The organism is Dehalococcoidia bacterium, assembly GCA_035528575.1.
Classification (GTDB): domain Bacteria; phylum Chloroflexota; class Dehalococcoidia; order E44-bin15; family E44-bin15; genus DATKYK01.
Window position 1 is genome coordinate 76523 of sequence record DATKYK010000015.1, and the last position, 23294, is coordinate 99816.

At 54.0% G+C, this 23294-nt stretch carries 29 protein-coding genes and 2 tRNA genes; 12 read left to right on the forward strand and 19 right to left on the reverse strand.

Going from position 1 to position 23294, the window contains the following annotated elements; genetic code table 11:
* Window positions 1–85: 85 nt before the first annotated feature.
* From VMX96_02415 to rpsB, 11 genes are read right to left on the reverse strand one after another with little or no spacing between them, the layout of a single operon-like run.
* The gene (locus VMX96_02415) at window positions 86–1786 is read right to left on the reverse strand and encodes a proline--tRNA ligase (GenBank protein HUU62763.1); all 1701 of its coding nucleotides are present in this window, start codon (window positions 1784–1786) and stop codon (window positions 86–88) included.
* Between the two features lie 12 nt (window positions 1787–1798).
* Window positions 1799–2374, reverse strand: coding sequence for a hypothetical protein (locus VMX96_02420; GenBank protein HUU62764.1), 576 nt, complete (start codon window positions 2372–2374; stop codon window positions 1799–1801).
* Window positions 2375–2376: 2 nt separating this feature from the next.
* Window positions 2377–3423 (reverse strand): flavodoxin-dependent (E)-4-hydroxy-3-methylbut-2-enyl-diphosphate synthase, encoded by a 1047-nt coding sequence (gene ispG, locus VMX96_02425; protein ID HUU62765.1) that lies wholly within the window; start codon window positions 3421–3423, stop codon window positions 2377–2379.
* Window positions 3420–4490 carry an RIP metalloprotease RseP gene (gene rseP / locus VMX96_02430; protein ID HUU62766.1) on the reverse strand — a complete coding sequence of 357 codons (1071 nt, stop codon included), beginning with the start codon at window positions 4488–4490 and terminating at the stop codon, window positions 3420–3422. Before rseP ends, ispG begins: the two co-directional genes overlap by 4 nt.
* Window positions 4487–5611, reverse strand: coding sequence for a 1-deoxy-D-xylulose-5-phosphate reductoisomerase (locus tag VMX96_02435; GenBank protein HUU62767.1), 1125 nt, complete (start codon window positions 5609–5611; stop codon window positions 4487–4489). Before VMX96_02435 ends, rseP begins: the two co-directional genes overlap by 4 nt.
* Window positions 5596–6387 carry a phosphatidate cytidylyltransferase gene (locus VMX96_02440; protein ID HUU62768.1) on the reverse strand — a complete coding sequence of 264 codons (792 nt, stop codon included), beginning with the start codon at window positions 6385–6387 and terminating at the stop codon, window positions 5596–5598. Before VMX96_02440 ends, VMX96_02435 begins: the two co-directional genes overlap by 16 nt.
* 14 nt (window positions 6388–6401) lie before the next feature.
* Window positions 6402–7118 (reverse strand): polyprenyl diphosphate synthase, encoded by a 717-nt coding sequence (uppS, locus tag VMX96_02445; GenBank protein HUU62769.1) that lies wholly within the window; start codon window positions 7116–7118, stop codon window positions 6402–6404.
* A gap of 36 nt (window positions 7119–7154) precedes the next feature.
* Window positions 7155–7712, reverse strand: a complete 558-nt coding sequence (gene frr / locus VMX96_02450; protein HUU62770.1) for a ribosome recycling factor — start codon at window positions 7710–7712, stop codon at window positions 7155–7157.
* Window positions 7713–7721: 9 nt separating this feature from the next.
* On the reverse strand, window positions 7722–8441 hold the full coding sequence (pyrH, locus tag VMX96_02455) for a UMP kinase (protein ID HUU62771.1): 720 nt from the start codon (window positions 8439–8441) through the stop codon (window positions 7722–7724).
* Between the two features lie 3 nt (window positions 8442–8444).
* The gene (tsf, locus tag VMX96_02460) at window positions 8445–8942 is read right to left on the reverse strand and encodes a translation elongation factor Ts (protein ID HUU62772.1); all 498 of its coding nucleotides are present in this window, start codon (window positions 8940–8942) and stop codon (window positions 8445–8447) included.
* On the reverse strand, window positions 8939–9781 hold the full coding sequence (gene rpsB / locus VMX96_02465) for a 30S ribosomal protein S2 (protein HUU62773.1): 843 nt from the start codon (window positions 9779–9781) through the stop codon (window positions 8939–8941). The genes tsf and rpsB overlap by 4 nt, the downstream gene beginning before the upstream one ends.
* Before the next feature lie 101 nt (window positions 9782–9882).
* On the opposite strand from rpsB, the gene VMX96_02470 reads away from it, so the two are divergent.
* From VMX96_02470 to VMX96_02515, 10 genes are all read left to right on the forward strand, one after another.
* Window positions 9883–9974: transfer RNA gene (locus tag VMX96_02470), tRNA-Ser, on the forward strand.
* Window positions 9975–10042: 68 nt separating this feature from the next.
* Window positions 10043–10537 carry a hydrolase gene (locus tag VMX96_02475; GenBank protein HUU62774.1) on the forward strand — a complete coding sequence of 165 codons (495 nt, stop codon included), beginning with the start codon at window positions 10043–10045 and terminating at the stop codon, window positions 10535–10537.
* 258 nt (window positions 10538–10795) lie between these two features.
* Window positions 10796–12058, forward strand: coding sequence for a tRNA (N6-isopentenyl adenosine(37)-C2)-methylthiotransferase MiaB (miaB, locus tag VMX96_02480; protein HUU62775.1), 1263 nt, complete (start codon window positions 10796–10798; stop codon window positions 12056–12058).
* Window positions 12055–12225: a hypothetical protein gene (locus VMX96_02485; protein HUU62776.1), complete on the forward strand. Its 171-nt coding sequence runs from the start codon at window positions 12055–12057 to the stop codon at window positions 12223–12225. Before miaB ends, VMX96_02485 begins: the two co-directional genes overlap by 4 nt.
* A 56-nt stretch (window positions 12226–12281) precedes the next feature.
* Entirely contained in the window at window positions 12282–13190 is a 909-nt protein-coding gene (gene nadA, locus VMX96_02490; GenBank protein ID HUU62777.1) for a quinolinate synthase NadA, read from the forward strand.
* 80 nt (window positions 13191–13270) lie between these two features.
* The gene (gene nadB / locus VMX96_02495) at window positions 13271–14815 is read left to right on the forward strand and encodes an L-aspartate oxidase (GenBank protein ID HUU62778.1); all 1545 of its coding nucleotides are present in this window, start codon (window positions 13271–13273) and stop codon (window positions 14813–14815) included.
* Between the two features lie 75 nt (window positions 14816–14890).
* Window positions 14891–15736: a glutaminyl-peptide cyclotransferase gene (locus tag VMX96_02500; protein HUU62779.1), complete on the forward strand. Its 846-nt coding sequence runs from the start codon at window positions 14891–14893 to the stop codon at window positions 15734–15736.
* Window positions 15737–16022: 286 nt separating this feature from the next.
* Entirely contained in the window at window positions 16023–16472 is a 450-nt protein-coding gene (locus VMX96_02505; protein ID HUU62780.1) for a DUF3795 domain-containing protein, read from the forward strand.
* A gap of 22 nt (window positions 16473–16494) precedes the next feature.
* Window positions 16495–17358, forward strand: coding sequence for a carboxylating nicotinate-nucleotide diphosphorylase (gene nadC, locus VMX96_02510; protein ID HUU62781.1), 864 nt, complete (start codon window positions 16495–16497; stop codon window positions 17356–17358).
* 6 nt (window positions 17359–17364) lie between these two features.
* A complete protein-coding gene (locus VMX96_02515) occupies window positions 17365–18108 on the forward strand; it encodes an HAD family hydrolase (protein ID HUU62782.1) in 744 nt (247 codons plus the stop codon).
* 38 nt (window positions 18109–18146) lie between these two features.
* On the opposite strand, the gene VMX96_02520 is transcribed toward VMX96_02515, so the two are convergent.
* The 7 genes from VMX96_02520 to VMX96_02550 form a co-directional block, all read right to left on the reverse strand.
* Window positions 18147–18872: an ABC transporter ATP-binding protein gene (locus tag VMX96_02520; GenBank protein ID HUU62783.1), complete on the reverse strand. Its 726-nt coding sequence runs from the start codon at window positions 18870–18872 to the stop codon at window positions 18147–18149.
* A 19-nt stretch (window positions 18873–18891) separates the two neighbouring features.
* Complete coding sequence (cbiQ, locus tag VMX96_02525; protein HUU62784.1) at window positions 18892–19659, reverse strand: cobalt ECF transporter T component CbiQ; 768 nt, start codon at window positions 19657–19659, stop codon at window positions 18892–18894.
* 28 nt (window positions 19660–19687) lie between these two features.
* The gene (locus VMX96_02530) at window positions 19688–19978 is read right to left on the reverse strand and encodes a PDGLE domain-containing protein (GenBank protein ID HUU62785.1); all 291 of its coding nucleotides are present in this window, start codon (window positions 19976–19978) and stop codon (window positions 19688–19690) included.
* 9 nt (window positions 19979–19987) lie between these two features.
* Window positions 19988–20626, reverse strand: a complete 639-nt coding sequence (locus VMX96_02535) for an energy-coupling factor ABC transporter permease (GenBank protein ID HUU62786.1) — start codon at window positions 20624–20626, stop codon at window positions 19988–19990.
* 68 nt (window positions 20627–20694) lie between these two features.
* Window positions 20695–21117 (reverse strand): Fur family transcriptional regulator, encoded by a 423-nt coding sequence (locus VMX96_02540; GenBank protein ID HUU62787.1) that lies wholly within the window; start codon window positions 21115–21117, stop codon window positions 20695–20697.
* Between the two features lie 107 nt (window positions 21118–21224).
* The gene (gene dtd / locus VMX96_02545; protein ID HUU62788.1) at window positions 21225–21683 is read right to left on the reverse strand and encodes a D-aminoacyl-tRNA deacylase; all 459 of its coding nucleotides are present in this window, start codon (window positions 21681–21683) and stop codon (window positions 21225–21227) included.
* A complete protein-coding gene (locus VMX96_02550) occupies window positions 21680–21994 on the reverse strand; it encodes an FmdB family zinc ribbon protein (GenBank protein HUU62789.1) in 315 nt (104 codons plus the stop codon). Before VMX96_02550 ends, dtd begins: the two co-directional genes overlap by 4 nt.
* Window positions 21995–22107: 113 nt before the next feature.
* Between VMX96_02550 and VMX96_02555 the strand changes: the two genes are divergently transcribed.
* Together VMX96_02555 and VMX96_02560 are read left to right on the forward strand one after the other, a co-directional pair.
* Window positions 22108–22186 (forward strand) — tRNA-Pro (locus VMX96_02555).
* A 106-nt stretch (window positions 22187–22292) separates the two neighbouring features.
* A complete protein-coding gene (locus VMX96_02560; GenBank protein HUU62790.1) occupies window positions 22293–22550 on the forward strand; it encodes a phage integrase N-terminal SAM-like domain-containing protein in 258 nt (85 codons plus the stop codon).
* A 116-nt stretch (window positions 22551–22666) separates the two neighbouring features.
* On the opposite strand, the gene VMX96_02565 is transcribed toward VMX96_02560, so the two are convergent.
* On the reverse strand, window positions 22667–22831 hold the full coding sequence (locus VMX96_02565; GenBank protein ID HUU62791.1) for a hypothetical protein: 165 nt from the start codon (window positions 22829–22831) through the stop codon (window positions 22667–22669).
* Window positions 22832–23294 lie beyond the last annotated feature (463 nt).

A 23294-nucleotide genomic window follows, 5' to 3' on the forward strand; every position in this document is an offset into this window, starting at 1 on the left:
GTGGGGACTCCCCACTTCACGCTCTCTTCTCTATGGCGCTAGTGTAGCATAAATGAAGCGATAATGCAACTTTTTCGGTTTAAGGCTATTTGGAAAAGAGTATTGCCGTGATTTTTGCGCTCGCCTCTTCTAGGGGCACCAGAACTGCCTGTTTCTCCTGTCTCGTCTTCACCTCCACACTCCCCTCTTTAAGGGTTCTGGGGCTTAGGACAGCTCTTATGGGCATACCGAGAAGGTCGGCGTCGTTGAGTTTTACGCCGGGCGATTCCTTGCGGTCGTCCAATAGAACCTCCAGCCCCTCCCGCCTAAGCTCGGCATAGAGGCTCTCCGCGCCTGCCGCCACCTCCTTGTTGTCCGTGGATAGTGGGCAGAGGTGAACCTGATAGGGAGCGATGGGGACGGGCCAGACGATGCCGTTTTCATCGTGATACTGCTCGATAGCGGCTGCGAGGAGTCTCCCGATGCCGATGCCGTAGCAACCCATGAGGATGGGGTGCACCACCCCATCGCGGTCGAGGAAGGTGGCACCAATCCGCTCGCTGAAGAAGCTGCCCAGTTTGAAGACATGCCCCACCTCGATGCCACGGCTGGTGCTAAGCGGAGCGCCGCATCTGGGGCATCCCTCGCCAGCACCGGCGGTGGCGATGTCCAACATCAGGTCGATGGTGAAATCCCTAGGGTAGTTGACGTTTCTGATATGTGTATCGGGCTTATTTGCCCCGGCAACCAGGTTTGCCCCGGAGGTTATCGAGGTGTCGGCAACCCGCTTGACACCGCTGAGCCCTAGGGGAGAGGCGGAGCCTGCCACCAGGCCCGCATTCGCTACCTCCTCCTCGGTGGCTAGGCGAAGCTCATGGCAGCCGAGGGCGTTCTTCAGCTTCACCTCGTTTACTTCGAGGTCGCCCCTGATGGCGACGAATACTATCTCTCCATCGGCGGCGTAGAACACCGCTTTGAGGGTCTGTCTCTCGGGGACGCCGAGGAACTTTGCCACCTCTTCGATGGTTACCTTGCCCGGGGTAGCCACCTCCTCCAGGGGAAGCATCTCGCCATTTTTAACCTCTGTCTTCATGCTCTCCGCTTTCTCCACATTCGCAGCGTAGTCACATTTGGGGCAGGAGAGGATGACATCCTCTCCGCTTTCGGCGATGACCATGAATTCGTGGGACTCCTTTCCCCCTATGGCGCCGCTATCGGCCTCCACCATTACGGAAGCGAGGCCGCAGCGCTCATAGATTCTACTGTAGGCTCCGATCAACTTTTTATAGGTGCTATCCAGTGCCTCCTCATTGGTGTCGAAGCTATATAAATCCTTCATGCCGAACTCGCGCACGCGCATCAGGCCCCCTCTGGGGCGCGGCTCATCGCGAAACTTGGTCTGTATTTGATACAGCAGCAAGGGGAGGTCTCTGTAGCTCTGCACGTTGCTCCGCACCAGCTTGGTAATCACCTCCTCATGGGTGGGTCCGAGAACGAGCGCTCGCTCGCGGCGGTCGGTCAGGGTAAAGAGGCCCTTGCCGAAGGCCAGATCGCGCTCTGTCTCCTGCCATATCTCCAGCGGCTGGAGCACCGGCATCTGCAGCTCCTGACCGCCTACCGCATCCATCTCCTCACGGATGATGTTCTCGATCTTCCTGAGCGCCCGCAAGGCCAGGGGCATATAGCTGTAGACTCCCGCTGCCAGTTGGTGTATCATCCCTGCCTTGAGCAGCAGTTGATGGCTTACATTATCCGCCTCCGCCGGCGTCTGGCGTAACGTCTTACCGAACAGCTTTGATAGTCTCACTATCTATTTCCTTCAATAAAGTATTTCTGGAACAAATTTACCCCACCATTTATGAGGAAGTCTATATGAACGTTTGTTTTCTTTGCTGTCGATCCAATATATCTTATATTTTGACTCAAGTTGTTTAACTTTTTCTTCTAAATTATTAAGCACCTCTTTATCTAAATTTGACAAAGCGTCCTTACGGTCACAGCTAACCGCGATTGCGAGTGGCATAGGTTGAAGTTTCTTTAGCCAGTCTTCATGATTGTCGCCTATATACGTTGACTTTGTCCAATATATCTTACCAGCCGGCGGCATATTGAAGACGTGATCCAGTTGCCGGTAAAGCTTATTATCTAAGCTAACGTAAGCAGATTTAAAGTAAACGTCATCCTCACCTCTCGTGCGTACTAGTTTAAATTCAGCTCTAATAAATATTCTAGCTATTTCATTCTTTTGCTTTATTATCTTTGCCTCTAAAGTTGGCTCATGGATTTCTACTTTTAACCTGCGTGTTAGTAACTTAGGCCCCCACAATAGGTTAATAATTCCTAAAATGAAACCCGCACTCCCGACCCCTATTGCTATCATGACCTCTGGTTTCATAGTTATACCCTATCCACCTCTGCCATTAGTGCGCTCAGAAAATCGGCCTCATCTACGGTGCACACCTGCTTCCCGTTGCGGAAGATGACGCCGCGCCCCTTGCCGCAGGCGATGCCCACGTCAGCGTCTCTCGCCTCGCCGGGGCCGTTCACAACGCACCCCATTACCGCCACCTTTATCGACTTTTTTAGCTTGGAAAGGCGATCTTCTACAGCATTGGCCAGCCCTATTATATCCACCTCGGTGCGCCCGCACGAGGGGCAGCTTATCAGCGTGGGGCCGCGCTGGCTCAGGTCGAGCGCTTTAAGGATCTCGTAGCCGGCGCTCACCTCCTCACACGGGTCACCGGTGAGCGACACGCGGATGGTGTCCCCGATCCCGTGATGCAGTAGAATGCCGATGCCGGCGGCACTCCTGATTACTCCGCCTCTTGTGGTGCCCGCCTCGGTGATACCCAGGTGGATGGGATAGGGCATACGCTCAGCCAGCGCCTGGTTCGCCGCCACTGTATCGGGAACATCGAAGGCCTTTAGGGACACCTTGATCAGCTCGAAATTGAGGCTCTCGAGCAGCTTGATCTGCTCTAGTGCTGAACCTACCATTCGCTCCACGATAGTCTGTTCCTTGTTCTCTGCGGGGGGCAAGCTTCCGGCGTTCACCCCGATCCTGATGGGTACGTTCCGCTCTTTAGCTGCCAGAACTACCTCTTTGATCTGCTCCGGGTCGGAGATGTTCCCCGGATTCAGGCGCAACCCGTCGACTCCGCCCTCCAGGGCCAGGAGGGCGAGGCGGTGGTCGAAATGGATGTCGGCGATTAGCGGGATGGATATCAGGTGCTTTATGGTGGGGATGGATGCGGCAGCCTCGCCGTCGGGGACAGCCAGCCGTACAATCTGGCAGCCGAATTCTTCCAGCCTGCGAATTTGCTTGATGGTTGCCCTTGCATCGCGGGTGTCAGTCTTGGCCATCGACTGCACCACCACCGGCGCCCCCCCTCCCACGGTGACATCTCCGATGCTAATAGGTCGGGACATGCGGCGCCGTATCATTGGATGAAACCTTCTCCCCTTATGAGGCGCATCACATCATTATAGCTTACCAGAACGATCAGCATTATTAATACGGCGAAGCCGATTAGGTGGACAAGGTTCTCCTTGTTCGCCGATATTCTCTTTCCCCGCCGGATACCCTCGATAGCGACAAAAACGATTCTTCCCCCATCAAGGCCGGGGATGGGGAGCAGATTTACTATGGCCAGGCTAACACTGATTAGAGCGGCAAGGCGGATGAGGGGCTCAGCTCCCAGTTCGGCCACCTCGCCGGTCATCTGGGCTATGCCAATGGGGCCGGCTACAGCGTCTTGCAATGGCACTTCCCCTGCAATGAGGCTGGCGAAGGCATCTTTGGCTGCCACCAACAACTGCCCATACTCGCCCAGGCCCTTGGGGATGGCTTCCCATGGTAGATAGGCGCTGGTTTCCATTATATAGCCCATCTGGATACCCATAGCCCCTTCGTCTTTGGGGTATTCCTCCCGCGGGATCAGGGTCTTCTCCAGTAGGGTGTCATCTCGTAATAGAAGCAGGTTGACCTCTTCACCAAGCTTGGTATCTACCGCTTGATGCACCTCGTCCAGGGTCTTCACTTCTTCACCGTCGATTTCACGGATAATGTCTCCACTTTCGATGCCGGCTAATTCGGCTGGCGAGTCCGTGGCGACGCTTATGACCTGCACCCCCCCATCCTCCACCGGGCGTTCCATCGGTATCATATAGGCGAGTGGGAGCAGGAGGACGGGAAACAGGAGCATGAAGAGAGACCCGGCACTGAGGACGAGGAACCTCACCTTCAAGCTCTTCCCCGCCAGGCTGCCCGGTACATCGGGGTCTTCCTCCCCGGCCATGCGGCAAAAGCCGCCGAGGGGGAGAAAGTTTAGCGAGTAGATCGTTTCCCCCCGCTTGAAACTTAGGCGAGGGATGCGAGGAGGTAACCCCAAACCTAGCTCCTCAACCTTCACTTTGCAGCGCTTGGCGGTAATAAAGTGACCCAGTTCGTGGACCACTATGGCTACGATAAGAATGGCTAAGAATATGAGTATGCTTATAAATACGCTCATCGGTGCACCCTCTCCCTGGCCCAGGCATCAGCGGTGAGCAAATCCTCCAGGCTAGGGTTGGTGATGTTCTGGTGTGCCTCCAGGGCTTCTGCCACAAGCTTCGGTATATCCATATATCCGATACGCTCCTCCAGGAATAGGGACACTGCCACCTCATCGGCGGCGCTAAGCACCGCGGGGTAGGTACCCCCTTTTCGACCCGCTTCCAGCGCTAATCCCAGGCAGGGGAATTTTTCTCTGTCGGGGGTTTCAAAGGTGAGGGAACTTGTTTCCGAAAAATCGAGGTGGGGAAGCTGGTTGGGCAGACGCTCAGGATAAAAGAGGGCATACTGAATGGGCAGGCGCATATCGGGGGGGCTTAGCTGCGCCTTGATAGAGCCGTCGACAAATTCAACCATGGAGTGAATTATGCTCTGGGGGTGGATGACGATATCGATATTTTCCGTGGGGACATCGAATAACCAGCTTAGCTCAATAGCCTCAAGCCCCTTGTTCATCAGGGTGGCTGAGTCGATGGTGATCTTTGGCCCCATCCTCCAGGTGGGATGCTCAAGAGCCTGCTGCGGAGACACCGTTTTGAGCTCTTCCAGAGAGAGGTGGCGAAAGGGCCCGCCGGAGGCGGTCAGGATGAGCCTGGAGATTCCCTTCTCCTCACCGCGCATGCATTGCCATATTGCACTGGGCTCGCTATCGATAGGCATGATCCGGGCGCCATGCTGCTTTGCCTCGGAGGTGATAGTTCCCCCTGCCAATACCAGGACCTCCTTGGTGGCCAGGGCGATGCTTTTCCTGGCCCTGATTGCTGCCAGGGTGGGGTCGAGACCTGCTTTGCCCGAGATGGCGATCACCACTAGGTCAACATCGGGGTGAGCCACAAGCTCCTGTGATGGTAAAATTTGGCGCATCCTACTATGCAATATCTCCGGTGAGCTGGCTGATTCAATAGAAACAAGTTTTGGCCGGAACTCTTTGACCTGCTCCACTAGAAGGGCGACGTTTCTACCCGCGCCAAGACCGATAACATTAAATCGGCCGGGGAAGGAGCGAACCACATCGAGGGTCTGCTGCCCTATGGAGCCAGTTGAGCCAAGAATGGCGAGCCGTTTCACATTATTACCCATATCACATAGTAGTATACTACAACCACGGTAAAGAGGATGCTATCGAGGCGGTCGAGGAGGCCACCATGACCCGGAATCAGTGTTCCTGAGTCCTTCAGGCCGGTGCTACGCTTGAGAATCGATTCCGCTAGGTCGCCCAGCGGGGCGAAGATGCCGATAAGGGCACCGAGGATGACCATTTGCCAATAGGGGATGGCGATGCCTAGCAGGAGCGCCAGAATCAGCGATGCGGCGATGGCACCCAGAAAGCCACCCACCGCGCCTTCCCGGGTCTTCCCTGAACTGACCTTCATGGCGAGGGAATGCCTGCCCCATATCTTACCGACAAAGAAGGCGGTGGTATCTGTAGCAAAAGTGGCAAGCACTACAAAAAGCACCCACTCCCTGCCACCCTCCAGTCCCCGAAGGGGGATAAAGTGACTCATTAACCAGCCGATATATATAATCCCAGCGAGGGTCCAGGCCCAATTGGTGGCGGCACCATTCACCGGGGAGCGGAAGAGGAGCCAGATTAGAGAAAAGGCCACAACTGCTGTTAAGAGGGGTGCAGTATAGCTCGCTTCAACATGGGCTACCAGGATGAAGAGAAGCACACCGACCAGCCCGAAAAGGGTTAGTGGATGCCTCCTGGAGAGGCCTTTCATACCACAGAATTCCAGCACCCCCAGAGCAGCGACAGCGGTGACCAATAAAGAATAAGCAGGGCCGCCAAACCAGATGACTAAAAAGATGAGGGGTAAAAGAACTAGTGCACTGAGCACCCTTTGCCTGATCATCCCGCCTATGAGCCTCAGCCCTTCCTTTTAAGCCCCCCGAAGCGCCGCTCCCGCTCGCTGTAGGCAATGAGGGCCTGCTCGATTTCCTTTGGGCCGAAGTCGGGCCAGAGGGTTGGTGTAGCGTAGTACTCGCTGTAGGCTGCCTGCCAGATCAGGAAGTTACTCAGGCGCATCTCGCCACCAGTGCGAATGATTAGGTCAGGGTCGGGCAGGTCTTTGGTGTGTAGATAGCTAGAAATTAGAGCCTCGTCTACATTGTCGGGTGTTATGCCGTCATGAAGGATACGTCTAACCGCATCTACGATCTCGGCGCGACCGCCGTAGTTAAAGGCGAGGCACAGGGTTCCTCTGGTATTGTGCTTGGTCAGATCGAGGGCGTTTTGAACCTTCTGCTGTAGACTCTCGGAGAGCCCATCGAGGTGTCCGAGGTGAATGAGCTTGACCCCATCCTTGTGAAGGTTTATGGTTTCCTGGTCGACAACGCCCTCCATGATGCGCATAAGCCCCTGGACCTCTATCTGCGGGCGGCTCCAGTTCTCTGTGGAGAAAGCAAACAGGGTTATGTACTTAACCTGTTGATCGGAGAGGCACTTTACGGCGCGGCGGACGTTCTCCGTTCCAGCGCGGTGACCGGCGAGCCTGGGTAGCCCTCGGCTTTTGGCCCAGCGGCCGTTGCCATCCATAATAATGGCAACATGATTGGGGATATGCTTGATTTTGGGTTTTACCACTGTTTATATCCGTAACTTGACTCTCGAGCTACTCAACTAAATCTCTAGTAGCTCGGCTTCCTTATCCTCTGCTACCTTGCCCACCGTGGCGATGAAGCTATCGGTAAGCTCCTGAAGGTGCTCCTGGGCGCGTTTTTGTTCGTCCTGCGAGATCTCCTTCTCCCGCTCTAGTTTTCTGAGCTCCTCCAGGGCATCCCTTCTTATATTTCGCAGGGCGACTCTACCATCCTCAGCCCGCTTGTGAACAGCCCTCGCCAATTCTTTTCTTCGCTCCTCGGATAGCTGGGGGATTGTCAGGCGGATCACATCTATATCGCTTGTGGGGTTGAGGCCGAGCTCTGACTTTAGGATAGCCTTCTTTATGCTGGATAGCATGCTGCGGTCCCAGGGCTGAATCAGGAGGAGCCTGGCCTCCGGTACTGAAACGGTGGCTATCTGCTTAAGCGGCGTGGGTGTGCCGTAGTAATCTACCTTGATATCATCGACCAGCGCTGGTGTCGCCCGCCCGGTGCGGATGGTGGCCAACTCTTTCCGTAGTGCCTCGATGGTCTTTCCCATCTTGGTGTTTGCCGCTAGCAGTACCTCATCGATCAATTTCCACCTCTAGCTGGTGACCGTGGTGCCAATAACCTCGCCCGTCACTACCCGTACAATGCTCTGGTGAGCACCGAGGTCGAAGACAACAATGGGTAGACTATGCTCCATGCAGAGGGAAAGAGCAGTTACGTCCATAACCTCAAGGCGTAGCTTTAATGCATCGGAATAGCTGATGTTTTCGTACCTTTTGGCACCGGGTTTTTTTAGCGGATCGGCGTCGTAAACGCCATCGACCCGGTGCTTTGCCATAAGCAATACCTCGGCCCCGATCTCTATAGCCCTGAGCGCTGCTGCGGTATCGGTTGTCATATAGGGGTTTCCGGTGCCGCAAGCGAAGATGACTACTCGCCCCTTCTCCAGGTGGCGCAGGGCGCGGCGCCTGATATAGGGTTCGGCAACCGCCTGAACGTTTAGAGCACTCTGGATCCTGGTGGTCACCCCACATTTCTCCAGGGCGTCCTGTAGTGCCAGGGCATTTAGCAGTGTGCCCAGCATCCCGGCGTAATCGGCGCTGGTGCGCTCCATTCCATTCGCTCCAGCCTTTGCTCCTCGCCAGATGTTTCCCCCGCCAACCACGATGGCAAGCTCAACCCCCATGTCAACTACCTGCTTTATTTGTTGGGCGATATTGGAGAGGATATCCAGATCGATGCCAAATGCGCCGTCTGATGTAAGTGCCTCGCCGCTCAGTTTCAAGATCATGCGCTTATACTTGGCAGCCTTCATCGCCTATTCCTTGCCCAGCTCGAAGCGGGTAAATCTCCGTATCTTTATATTCTCCCCAACCCTGGCTATCGTTTCCGTGATGATGTCCTGAACGGTTCTTTCAGGGTCCTTAATGAAAGGCTGGGAGAGCAAACAGGCCTCGCCGGGCTCTACCCCCTCAGGTATGCCCTCAATGCTCAAAAACGTGGGGTCTGTGGCTGCCACCTGCATCGTCAGGTCATGGGCCAGCGTCTTGAGCTCGTCGGTTTTCGCCACAAAATCGCTCTCACAGTTCACTTCCACCAGTGCCCCGATACGCCCCCCGGTGTGTATATAGGCCTCCACCAGCCCCTGGCTCACCTCCCGATGGGCCTTCTTCGCTGCCTTGGCAAAGCCCTGCTTTCTGAGAATATCTATGGCATCATTAAGATTACCCTCCGCTTCCTGAAGGGCCTTCTTACAGTCCATTATCCCGGCCCCGGTTACTCCGCGGAGTTCTTTTATTGTTTGGGTAGTTATCATGAGCTCTCCTCAACCTCGGAGGTGGAGTCGCCCCCAGTGGTGAAATCTCTTTCAGTGGTGGAGTCGTCTTCAGGGGTGAAGGATAAAATCTCTGGCACCTCAGCCTCCTCGTAGACCATTTCTTCAGCCATCTTGCGGTCTTCCATACCCTCAAGCGCGGCATCCGCTATCCGCCCACACATTAGCTTAATCGCTCTAACAGCATCATCGTTTGCGGGGATGGGATAGTCTATCTCAAAGGGGTTGCAGTTGGTATCCACTACGGCCACGATAGGAACCTCGGTGCGCCTGGCCTCGGCGACGGCGATCCTCTCCTTCGCCGGGTCGACAATGAAAACAGCCCCGGGGAACTTGGTCATCTCCTTAAAACCACCCATTTGCCGGTTGAGGCGCTCTATCTCCTTGCCCAGTTTCATCGCCTCCTTCTTGGTTAGGTAATCGAACTCTCCCCTTACCTGGCGATCCTCCAGGCGCACCAGATAGTCGATTCTTGCCTGGATGGTGGCGAAGTTGGTGAGCATCCCCCCCAGCCAGCGTTGATTCACATAGGGCATGCCACAGCGCTTGGCTTCCTCCTCAACTGCATCCTTAGCCTGCCTCTTGGTGCCGACAAAGATGATGTTCTCTCCCTTAGCAACGAGGTCACGGACAAACTCCGATGCTTTATATAACATAGCGGCGGTCTGTTCCAGGTCGATTATATGGATGCCATTTCTGGCGGTGAAGATATATTTCTTCATTCGCGGGTTCCAGCGACTGGTCTGGTGACCAAAGTGAGCGCCCGCTGCCAGTAGCGATTTAATGGACACATCCTCTGATTCTATCCTTACCTCTTCCATGCTCCCCCTCTATGGTGATTCTATGGCCTCAGTATAGCATAGGGAAGGGGGGGAGGCAACATCGTTGAAAAACAAACCACCCTATGTTATATTGAAATTAGGGAGGGATCGCATAGTGGTCTAGTGCGGCCGCCTGCTAAGCGGTTACCCTGCGAAAGCGGGGTCGTGGGTTCGAATCCCACTCCCTCCGCCAGTTAGGAGATGGCTCGCCCTCTGCGAGGGCTCACCATCCAAATTGAGGAGTTGATAAAATTGAAAATTATGCACAAGCACTCACAAAATAACGAATGTTGTCCAGAATTTGATCCGAAACGTTGGGATGAAAAAACTCACCATTGGGACAGTAAACATTTCATTAAAGAGTCTATTCCTCTATTATTTCACATCCCCTTTCCTCCAATGATTGGCAAGAAAATAGCCAGAATGTGGAAGATGGCTGAGGAATCAAAGACAGCACCACCTAAAAAAGAAGACGTTTTAGTATTGTTTACTGATCCACATCCCTTTAGGTCAGAATTGTATTTGTCTGTGACGGGGTCTGTCCCTAATGCCAATAACATTAAAATCTCTGGGACATTCATAAGCAAAGTTTTTGATGGTCCATACAATGCCATTCCAAAATACGTAAAGCAAATAGAGGGATACTTAGCTAACAGAGGGGAAAAAGCAAAAAAATATTATGTTCATTATGCTTACTGCCCAAAATGTGCAGAGAAACAAGGACACAATTACATAATTCTTTTTGCAGAGATTTAAAACGATGCTGGGCATTATCCACATGAAGAGAAAAACTAGGAAATTGGCCAAGTCGTAGAAATTTTTTAGGAAAATATTTGCCACCAAGTTCGGCATAGCCGGGCACGGCAGCGAAGCGAGCTAGAAAAACTTGAAATCGTCCTTTCCGCCCGCCGAGCCAATTATTTATGGAAATCCGTTCGGATTTTTAAACGCACACCGCCATAGAGAAATGCGAGATACCCCTGAATGAGGGGTATATTATTATGGGAGACCTTGGTGCTACGTTATCATATCTGGACCATCGGATGTCAGATGAATAAGGCTGACTCGGAGCGCATTTCCAGCTATTTGGAGCAAATAGGCTACCAGCCCAGCCCGAAAGCTGATGAGGCGGAGATCATTGTGCTTAATGGCTGCGTGGTGCGACGGAGCGCTGAGGACCGCGTCATTAACAAGCTTAACGCCCTCAAATCCCTGGGGAGGGGTAAGATACTCGCCCTTACCGGCTGCATCGTGGACTCGAGTGTCGATGACCTCAGCCATCGCTTTCCTCATGTGGACCTATTTTTCGCACCGCAGGCTTTTAGGGAGTTCGCTCGATACCTTGAAGAACGGGGGCTGGCCCCGGGGGGATCGGATTCGGGCTTTTCAAATCTCAGGCCCAAGCCTAGCGCCTTTGTGACCATCATTCGGGGCTGCGACAACTTCTGCTCCTACTGCATCGTGCCATATCGAAGGGGGAGGGAGCGGAGCCGCCCCCTGGCGGAGATCGTCTGTGAGGTTGAAGAGCTGGCCGTGCATGGTACGAAGGAAGTCATTCTGCTGGGGCAAAATGTCGACTCTTACGGTCATGACCTCCCCCATTGTCCCACGCTTGCAGAGCTCCTGGCGGAGCTTGACCGGATCGATGGGTTGGCTCGGATACGCTTTCTTACATCTCATCCCAAGGATATGAGCGAGCGGCTCATAGAATCGATGGCCCGACTGGAGAAGGTCTGCGAGCACCTGAGTCTGCCACTTCAGGCCGGGGACGATGATATTTTATGGGCGATGCGGCGGGGCTATACCGCGGTGCAATATCGCCAGCTCGTAGGACGCATCCGCCGTTCCATTCCCCACATCGCCCTGAGCACCGATGCCATCGTTGGCTTCCCCGGTGAGAGCGAGGGGCAGTTTCAAAAGACCTACGATATACTGAGGGAGCTTAGGTTCGAGACGGTCCATGTAGCCTGCTACTCGCCGCGACTCGGTACTATCGCAGCGCGTGAGCTTCAGGATGATGTTCCCGCTGAGGAAAAGATACGTCGCAGAGAGAAGATCGAAACGCTTCAGGAGGGCATTGCCACCGAGATCAATAGGAGGCTTCTGGGTAAAACAGTTGAAGTGCTGGTGGGAGGGCGAAAAAAGGGGAAGTGGTGGGGGCGCACCAGGACGGATAAGCTCGTCTTCTTTGAGGATAAATCTGACCACATGGGGCAGTTAGTAAATGTCAGGATTGAGAAGACGAGTCCGTGGTCGCTTCAGGGGAAGGTTTCATGATGTACCAAGGGAAATGCTATTATTGCAAATGGGAAGCTTCTCCATGCAGGGAGCGTGAAGGGGCCAAGGAGGAAATTAGATACCATATAAAGAAAAGACATCTGAGAGATATTGAGCGAGAAATTGGAGTGTTGGGGCGGCTAGGAAAGAAGAATATTCTGGAATAATATATGGGTGTGAAAGCAGCATATTGTATTGTGAAGGAAGACTAGGAATGGTCGAGATGGAATCGGATGAAATTAAACAAAAGATCGAAAAGCTCAAGAAGTCGCTCAGTGCGGTGATTGTTGCTCATAACTATCAGCGCCCTGAGGTGCAGGACATCGCCGACATAACCGGCGATTCCCTTGAGCTGGCGCGCCAGTGCACCCAGGTTGATGCCGAGGTCATCGTCTTCTGCGGGGTCCACTTCATGGCGGAGAGTGCCGCTATCCTCAGCCCGGAGCGCACGGTGCTCCTCTCAGAGGCAGACGCCGGCTGTCCCATGGCGGACATGATAGGTGAGGCCGATCTCAGGGAGTGGAAGGAAAGGTATCCTGAGGCTGCGGTAGTCTGCTATGTGAACTCTTCGGCGGCGGTTAAGGCCCTGAGCGATGTCTGCTGCACCTCGGCCAACGGGCTGGGGGTGGTGCAGTCGCTCCCCAACGATGAAGTCCTTTTTATCCCCGATCGGCACCTGGGTCATTATGTTTCCACAAAGACCGACAAGCGCATGATCCTGTACCCCGGCTTCTGTCCCCCCCATCAGCGGCTGATCCCCCGCCATATCGAGCATGCCAAAGAGCTTCACCCTGATGCTGTGGTGCTGGTGCACCCTGAGTGCTCCGCTGAGGTGATCGCCCGGGCAGACGCCGCGCTCAGCACCTCGCAGATGATCCGCTATGTCAAAGAGAGTGATGCCCGGACATTCCTCATTGGCACTGAGGAGGGACTGCTTCACGGACTGCGAAGAGAGAACCCGGAGAAGGCCTTCCACCTGCTCACCACGGGCTTACTGTGCCCTGACATGAAGAAGACCACCCTTAAGAGCGTGATGAGGACCATGGAAGAGCGTCGAAATGTGGTGAGGGTTGCTGAGGAGGTGAGGGTAAAAGCCAAGCTTGCCCTCGACCGCATGCTGGAGGTAACATAGAAAGGGATCATACTTCTCACAACGATGTCTCCAAGCAATCGAATGGTTAAGAAATCTAGGCTGGCTTATAGGGTGAGGCTATGAAAGAGTACGATTACATCATTGTGGGCAGCGGCATCGCCGGGCTTTACACTGCGCTGCTGGCGCAGGGGCAGGGGAGCGTGCTCCTGCTGACCAAGGCTGGCATCAATGAGTGTAATACCAGGCATGCCCAAGGCGGTATTGCTGCTGCCATCGGGATAGGCGATTCTGCCGAGCTCCATTACCAGGACACCATAGCTGCGGGGGCCGGCTTGTGCGATGAGGAAGCGGTGCGCATCCTTGTGGATGAAGGCCCCGACCGTATTACCGACCTGATCGATTTTGGGGTTCACTTCGACACGGTGGATGGCGAGGTCGCCCTCGCTAGGGAGGCGGCGCACAGCGTGCCCCGCATCCTGCATGCCGGCGGCGATGCTACCGGCGAGCATATCGAGGTTACCCTTAGCCGCCTGGCGATGCTGGCCAAGATGGTGATCATGGAATACTGCCTGGCGAACCAGATCATCGTTAACGATGGTGTGGTTCGGGGAGTGAAGGCACTCGATAGCCGCACCGGGGCGATGGAGGAGTTCCGCTCTCGGTATGTCATCCTGGCAACCGGCGGCGCAGGGCGGCTTTTCAATTTCACCACCAACCCCGATATCGCTACCGGTGATGGTATCGCCCTCGCCTACAACGCAGGTGCGGAGATTATCGATATGGAATTCTTTCAGTTCCATCCCACTGCGCTTCGCCTTCCCGGGGTGACCCCGTTCCTCATATCCGAGGCGGTGAGGGGCGAGGGGGGGATCCTGCGCAATGTCGAAGGGCGCCAGTTCATGTCTGATTACACTCCTGATGGAGACCTTGCACCCCGGGATGTAGTGGCGAGAGGAATACTTGCTGAGATGAAAAAGATAGGGAGCGACCGTGTCTTCCTCGATGTTACTCATCTACCCCGGCGCCGGGTCACCGCCCGCTTCCCCCATATCTATCGCTTCTGCCTGGTCAACGGCCTGGATATTACAAAGTCCCCCATACCGGTAGCGCCTGCCGCACACTACATGATGGGTGGTGTGAGGACGAATGCGTGGGGGGAGACCAACATTGCCGGGCTCTTCGCTACCGGTGAGACGGCATGCACCGGGGTGCACGGAGCCAACCGGCTGGCATCCAATTCACTCCTTGAGGTGGTGGTTTTTGCCAAGCGGATTATGCAGAGAGCAAAGGAAGGGGTTAGCGCCCCTCTCGGTGATGAGAGGGAACACTTTAGTCTGGGCGAACGAAAGAGGCGAAAGGTCTCAGGAAAGCTCCCTCCCCTCAGCCTGTTGGCGCTTCAGTCTCTCATGTGGGATAGGGTAGGGATCGTGCGCTCGGGCGAGGGTCTGACAGAGGCGGTATCCACTCTTGCCTCGTGGCAGCAGGCTGCGGACAAGCCTACCGACCGCTCCTCCTATGAGCTTTCAAACCTGATACTGGCAGGGCGGCTTATGTCGGAGGCGGCGCTATTTCGGGAGGAGAGCCGCGGCGCTCACTTCCGCTCCGACTTTCCACAGCCTTTGGATGCCTGGCTCAAGCACATCGTCTTCAGGAAGACAGCATAGTTTCTACACTATAGCTTCATATAAGAAGCAAAGCTTTTAGTATTGTCTCAGTATAGCTAACAAGGACCAGACGAAATGGTAATCCGTATATTATCCGCAAGGGTAATATTTATTAACTGGCTCTCCAGGATATTCTTTTTGGGGCTCCTGGCGTTGTTGGGGGCGGTTTATTTTTGCTCTTGCTCGAATTCTCCTGAATCTCCACTTCCCACAACTTCCAACGTTACCCCGGTCTATACATACAAGGTCGTCAATAATTATCCGCACGATCAAAATGCCTTCACGCAGGGGTTGGTTTTTGAAGATGGCGCTTTGTTTGAAGGGACAGGCCTTTATGGGCACTCCACGTTGCGTAGAGTAGAATTGGAAACTGGCGACATCCTGCAAATTCATGAGCTACCAGCTCAATTTTTTGGTGAGGGCATTACAATTTATGGGAGTAAGATCATTCAGTTGACCTGGAAATCTGGTATCGGGTTTATCTACGATAAAGACAGTTTTGAGTTACTGCGGGAGTTCGATTATCCGACTGAGGGCTGGGGCATTACGCATGATGGCGAACGATTAATCATGAGCGATGGTTCGTCAACACTGCATTTCCTGGAGCCTGAAACCTTGGAGGAAATCGGCCGAATTGAAATATATGACAACGATGGTCCCGTGACCGGGCTCAACGAGCTGGAATACGTTCAAGGTGAAATCTATGCTAATGTCTTGCAAACGGACCATATTGCGAGGATCGCACCCCAGACAGGCGAAGTGATTGGATGGGTGGACCTACAAGGACTTATTAATCCTGAAGAATATGCTAAGCCGATTGACGTTCTAAATGGCATTGCGTATGATGCAGAGAGTAATCGGTTGTTTGTGACCGGGAAGTTGTGGCCTAAACTCTTTGAGATTGAATTGTTTGCTCTATAAGATTAGCTGTTTTGCAGATAGATAAAGAGGAATAGCTTTGGTGGCGAAGATTCGAGAAGAGAACAGTGGCGCTCACTTTCAATCAGACTTCCCTGAACCTTTACCTAACTGATTAAGGCACATGGTCTTCATGAAAGCAGCTTAACGGGGGTAGGGGGTGAGTCTATAGTGAGGAAAGGCTGTGAGTACATCCAAGATTACAATATGCCTGGCACCTAGCAAAGTCGGGAAATGGTCAGGAGAAATTAGAGCGGAATGTTGATTGGAATTTGATTAAGGAGAGGATATGGGGGACAATATAAAACTGGCGGCACCCTGTGGCCTGTACTGCGGTGTTTGTGGTGTGCTTATTGCCCACAGGGATAACAACGTCAAGTTTAAAGAGAGATTAACAGGTGTTTATGGTGTAACTGCAGATGATATTAAATGTGAAGGATGTCTCTCCGATGAACTATTTGTATTCTGTCAGGCCTGTCCCATCAGATCCTGCACAATCGATAAAGGTATTGAAGGGTGCCATCAGTGCGCTGATTTCCCCTGCCAATTCATTGAGAATTTCCCTCTTCCCGTTGGAAAGAAGGTGATACTGCGTGCTATACCGACTTGGAGGGAACTTGGAACTGAGAGATGGATGGAGGAGGAGGAAAAACGCTATCACTGTCCTCACTGTGGTTATGCGGTGTTCCGGGGAGTAAAAAGATGCCGCAATTGCCAGAGTCCACTTGACCTTGATTGAGCTATTTAAACAGTGTGGGCCTATGGATGAAATTTTAGCTAGTTCGTGGAAAGCGGTCGAGCAGGTAATCGAAAATGCCTTGGCCGAGGACCTCGCTTCCAGCGATGTTACCACCGGGGCGCTTATTCCCCCTGACCTTGAGGGGAGATCCTCTATCTTGGTCAAAGACGATGGCGTGCTGGCAGGAATAGAAGTGGCTCAGGCAGTCTTTGGGCACGTTGACCCTGCGTTGCGGGTGGAGGTGCTGATAAAGGACGGCGCCAGAGTTCGAAGCGGGGATGTGGTAGCCACTATCGCAGGGAATGTGGCGAGCATATTGAAAGCAGAGCGCACCGCGCTAAACTTCCTCTGCCACTTGAGCGGCATCGCAACAGGGACGGCACGCTACGTCGCGGCGGTGAAGGGCTCGAAGGCTCAGATAACAGGGACCAGAAAGACTATCCCGGGGATGAGGGTGCTGGAGAAGTATGCGGTTCGCATGGGAGGGGGGCAGAGCCATCGCCAGCACCTGGGCGATTGGGTGCTCATAAAGGACAATCACCTGGCGGCGCTTGGCTCTTTGGGCCTGGGGCTGAAGGGGGCGATCGAGCGGGCGCGCCGGGGTTCAACGCTCAAGGTTGAGGTGGAGGTGGGTAGCGTTGGCGAGGCCGAAGAGGCGATGAGCGCCGGTGCCGACATTATCATGCTTGATAATATGGCGCTTGGGGAAATTAAGCAGGTGGTTAATCTTGCCCGTGGTCGCGCTCTCATCGAGGCATCCGGCGGTATCACCCTGGAGAATGTGCGTCAGGTTGCCGGGGCCGGAGTCGACCTTATCTCGGTGGGCGCCATCACCCACTCGGCAAAGGCATTGGACTTGAGCCTGGAGCTTGAGACCGGGCAGTGAATAGAAATGGCCTACGATACCATAATCTCCGATTGGAACGGGACAATAATAAGGGATCCGGACGAGAGAGCCATTCTGAAGACTATAGCAATAGACCTGTTTAAGGCCTCCATTCCCTTACACGTGGTTAGAGCGGCCCGCCTGCTAGCGGTCAGGGCGGAACTGGAGGACCTGTACCAGCAGGGACGTCAGGATAAAGAGTTTGATTTTGTAAGAGAGATGTTCGTGATATACAACTGGAGGATAATAAACGGGCTTCCCATCTCCTTCATCCACCGCTCGGTTGACCGGTACGCAGCCAGGAGGGAAACCCAGCACAAGCTCGACCGCAGGATTCTGAGGGCGATTCGGTCCTGGCACCAGCGGGGGAATACCTCCGGTATCCTCTCATCGGGCTACGGATACGGCATAGACCGCACCCTGGCTGTTGCCGGGTTCAGGGGCGACTTTGATTTCCGCATAGCCAATTCATTCAGGCAGGACGGAGGAAGGGCGATCGAGTTTCTGTTGAAAATTTACAAGAACAAACCGCAACTGCTGGTGAGAGCGCTTCGCCATAGAAACCTCGATGAGAAGAGAACCGTATATATCGGTGACAGCGAGGACGATGAGGGCTGTTTTGAGATCGCCGGTTATCCCATAGTGGCATTCTTCGCCACCGAAGAGCTGAAGCAGAGGTGCGCATCGCGGTATAAAGCTTTCATACCCGAGGATGAGAGGGACCTGGTAAATTACTTGAGGAAGCTGTAAAAAGTAGGGCTCAGCCATAACCCGTGGGGTAAAAGGCATCAGGCCTGATGCTCTATGATGGGTGAGGCGGGTGCCAGGCCATGTCTCTCCAGCAGATCAATATTTGACATAATATTTAGTGTGGCATCATCGGCAACTATCTTCCCCTCATCTAGGATGATGGTGCGCTCACAGAGAGCGGCGACCATCTCTAGATCGTGCGATGCCACTATCTTGGTCATGGGGAGCCCCTTAACAAGCTTGACAAGCTCCCACTTGGCGCGAGGGTCGAGGTTAGCAGTAGGCTCATCGATGACTAGGATCTCGGGTCTCATGGAGAGGATGGTGGCAATGGAGATACGCTTCTTCTCACCAATGCTCAGGTGGTGGGGGGAACGCTTCTCATAGCCATTCATCCCCACCCACTGAAGGGCCTTACTTACCCGTCCTCTTACCTCCTCCTCAGCATAGCCCATATTTATGGGGCCGAAGGCCACATCGTCGAAAACGGTGGGCATGAAGAGCTGGTCGTCGGGGTCCTGGAACACTAGCCCCACCTTGCTCCTCACCCACTTCAGGTTTTTGTCCTCCAGGGGTATGCCGAGAATCCTCACTGTCCCATCGCTCCTCATTATGCCGTTCAGGTGAAGCAGCAGGGTTGATTTCCCCGCGCCATTGGGCCCGATGAGCGCTACCGTCTCGTCAAGACCGACGGCGAGGTTAATACCATAAAGTGCCTGCTGCCCGTCAGGGTAGCTGTAGGATAGGTTTTCGATCTCTACCACCTTGTCCAAAGCATGCTCCTTAGATAAGAAGGGATAATCCGACCAGTGCGAGGCAAATGAGGAAGACGGCGGCGAAATACAGGTCTGCCATTCTGAAGTGCGGTGTGGAGAGCGTTCGCGTCTCACCATCGAAGCCGCGGGCGACCATTGCCCCGTAGACCCGTTCCCCTCGCTCATAACTACGAAGGAAAAGGGTGCCCACCATATTGCCGATAGTCTTGAGTCGCCAGGTGCGCTTGCCGCCGAAGTTACGGCTGTCCCTTGCCTGCTTCATCCGGATAACCTCGTCAACCAGGACGAAGATATAGCGATACATGAAGGACAGGATCATTACCATCACTTTTGGCAGGCGCAGTTGCTCCAGCCCGTTTAGCAGTTCGGAGAATTTCGTCGTTGAGGAGAGCAGGATCAGGCTCAGCATGGAGAGCCAGGCCTTGATAAGGACATTCCACAGGATGAGCAGGCCGCTACTTGATACCTGCCATATCCAGATGTTGTAGCTGCCGGATGGCTCACCTGACTTGAGGAAGGGGATGAAGATGGCGATGAAGAGCACGAAGGGCACGATGACCAGAGACCGCTTCAGGACATAGAGCGTGGGTATCCTGGAGAGGAGGACCAGGCCGGCTATGATGGCGAAATAAAGGGCAAAGGCCTGCCAGCCTGTTGGTGGCGTAAGCACTACCAACAGGATAAATGCAAAGGTGGTGATGACCTTGGTGCGGGGGTCCAGCCTGTGGATAAAGCTGTCAAGGTCGCTATAGCGGTCCAGAAAGCTGTGTTTCATGGCGATCCCCGTTGATTACTGTTCATATCTATTCTTCCTGCTGTTTCCTCAATCTCAGAAGTCGGGCGAGCCCGTAGACAGCGCCGAAGATAACAAGTGTGCCAATTATCCCCGCCAGAATGGTGGCCAGGGCTTCATTCTCTATACCGGGGAAGAGGTAATCGGCGATAATCTGGAACGGAGCCTCCTCGGCAAACCCGATAAACTCGTGATCCTCGGCAACCTTCTCCAGTCCATCGGGGGAGGTTGAGGCCAGCGGCGAGATGAAGGCTACCGCCAGGCAAATAACAAGAGCGATATACCACCATTTCACCCGCATTTTTCCTTACTATATCCTCTCCAGCGCCATCAGGTCGCTCCGGGTGGCCATTACCAGGCTGAGCACTGCCACTGTGATTAACCCCTCACCGACGCCAATGAGTACGTGCCAGCCGGCCATCGCCGGTAGTGCTGCCTGGATGGGCAATACGCCTGAGACCCAGAGCTCTATGGCGCAGGCGATAGAGGCCAGCAGCACCGAGCACCAGGCGGCGATGAAGCTGCCCAAGAGTTGACTCCGTCTACCCATTCCCGTGAGGCGGGTCGTGAAGCGGTAGAGGTAGTAGCCGGAGAAGGTGGCGATAATACCCATGTTAAGGACATTAGCCCCCAGGGCGAGCAGTCCCCCGTCCTGGAAGATGAGGCTCTGAGCGATGAGGACGCAGGCCATGATAAGCATTGCAGCCCAGGGGCCGAGGAGGATGGCTGCCAGGGCAGCGCCGATGAGATGCCCCGAGGTGCCGCCAATGATGGGGAAGTTGAGCATCTGAGCGGCGAATATGAAGGCGGCCATTATGCCCATTAGTGGCACATGCTTTTCATCCAGTTTTTTCCGTGCCTCCCTGAGCCCATAGCCGATACCGCCCGCCGATACTGCATAGGTGGTGGTCACGGTGGCAATGTTCAGAAAACCATCAGGGATGTGCACTCAAATCCCCCTTTGTCTTAGCGCACCTTGTTGTATTTGCAACTAGTTGCAATAGTTACCCAAAAAAATCACCCCCGGCACTTGGAGCAGCGCCCGAAGATGGCGAGATGGCTTATGTTGGCCCGGAACCGGTACTCCTTGAGCAGGGTGTGCCTCAAGGTCAGGAACGGGGATTCCGTGGTCTCTATTGTGGCGCCGCACTTCTCACAGATCAGGTGGTGGTGGTGACCCTTTTCGGCGGGATGATAGCGAAATCTACCGCTCCCCAGGTCGGTCTCGGTTACTAGGCCCATTTTCTTCAGCAGCTCCAGGTTGCGATAGATAGTGGAAATATTCACCTGGGGATATATGGCGCAGACATGGGCATGGATCTCTTCAGCACTTATGTGGTCATTACTCTGCTGGAGGGCGGCCAGGATGAGCTGGCGCTGTGGGGTCATTCGGTAGCCTTGCTCCCGAAGTGTCTCGCCCGTCTCTTTGGGCCGGTTCAATTCCTTCATCGTGTTGTATGGTAGCACAGTTCAGAAATAATTGCAATAGTTTGCAGGTGCAACTGGAGGCAATAAGTATCGGCTTTTTATGGGTTTTCTGGTGGTTGTTAATGCTCGGCGTGCTTCTCTTTGCTGTCGAGCATGATGGTTACCGGTCCGTCATTATGGATCTTAACCAGCATGTGCTGCTGAAACATGCCGCTCTCTACCCTAAGCCCGCTTGAGCGAAGATAGGAGAGGAACTTCTCGAAGAGTGCTTCTGCCTCCTGCGGCGGTGCCGCCTGGGTGAAGCTGGGGCGTCTCCCTTTCCGTGTATCGCTTAAAAGGGTGAACTGGCTTACCACCAGGAGCTCGCCCCGGATATCGATAGCGGAGAGGTTGAACCTGCCTTCACTATCGGAGAAGATGCGCAGGCTCACCGTTTTCTCCGCCAGGTACCGCGCATCCGGCTCGGTGTCCCCCCTGGATATTCCCAGGAATACCACCAGCCCCCCGCCGATCTTCCCCACCACCTCGCCGGCGACACTTACCGAGGCTTCGCTCACCCTTTGTAGTAGTGCTTTCAACTGACCTTAACGCTACTTTTATCCTCGGTCTTGCTCTCCGGGGGTTTCTTGGGTGTGGTATCCTCACCTTCCTTCTTTGCGGGTTCCTTGGCGTCAGGCTCCGCTTTTTCCCTGCCGGTAGAAGCTACCCGCCCCCGACCGTGGTCGGTGACATAAAAACCACTCCCCTTAAAGAGAATGGGCACGGCATGGAAGACGCGGTTCGCCTTGCCCTGGCAGTGGGGACATATACTCACTGCCTCTTCATCGAATCTCTGTCTTTGGTCGAAACGGGAGTGGCAGACACTGCATTCGTATTCGTAGATAGGCATCGGATATGTAGCACTAAAGATTCTAGCATTTCTAGCAAGCTAAAGCAAGCGTCTGTACTCGCTCGCCTTGAATTTCATGCTGGACATCGATATAATGTGATAGCTGGGAAAAGCGGGGTGTGGCGCAGTCCGGTTTAGCGCGCTTGCATGGGGTGCAAGAGGTCGGAGGTTCGAATCCTCTCACCCCGACCAGACATAGGGAATAAGTATTCTAGACCACTTGCACAGGGTAAAAGTTCAGATAAAAGGTAAAGCTAGTCTAGACCACTTGCACCAGGCGGGCTCCCCGAAATGAAAGGTGCAGACAGGGTTAAACACAAAGCAGCTACTGGAAGGCTTCAGGTACGAGTTAGAGGTCATCACTAGGCCCCGGACGGTCGAGTACTACTGCGGAGAGATCCGCCGCTTTCTGCGGTGGGCAGATAGCGCAGGCATCCCCTCGGACATCAATCGCATAACCAAGCATCACATCCAATCGTTCTTCCACCACCTCGCCGTCACCCATGACGGTAAGAGGTCAGGGAAAGGGCCCGAGCATTTTGAGCGTGTGCGCTGACATCTACTATGCCCTGAGTCGCGATATCGAGCGCCTGAACAAAGAGCGGATTGATATGAGGGAAAAGCCCCTTAGGAGGCCGAACTACTCAAGCTTCGCCAAGTATTTTCACTGTTTTATGCCAGCTTGGTGATGCGGTTATCTCGAAGCTGGCTGAACGGGTGAACCAGCACCTGACTTCTAATCAGATTGCCGCCATTTTTCAGGGTCACGCCATTCATAACGAAATCGAAAAGGAAATCCATGATTTGTTCAAATGAGTATTTTTTATCCACTGTCATTCGAAACGACATTATCTCAATAAGACCAACAGGGGCATAGGCGAGCAAATCCGGGTCTATATCTCTGGAAATACCCTGTTCGACCAATTGACTGGTATTATCGCGGATAAGAGGTTCAGTAAGCTTTAGTGATAGCCTGAAGTTTTGCAGGTCGCCACTGGTTTGCCATCAGCCGTTGTGCCCGATCAAGGCTATCTTAACATCAAGGTGGCCACCCACTTCCATCATTCTCACTAGGCATAAATACCTATCCATTGATCATGGGCATGCGACATTTCGGCAAGCAGAAACAGGTATTACGGCGGAAGTCAGTTGTATCATCAGGGTGTTATAGTGATAGTGAAAGAAAAAAGAGGCATGAAGCCTCAGGAAAGGAGGGACTGAGATGGAATGGCAAATTATAGTGGCTCTGGTGGTGGTGGCACCTCTCATCCTCTTCCCGGTAGTCTTTATATGGTACCTG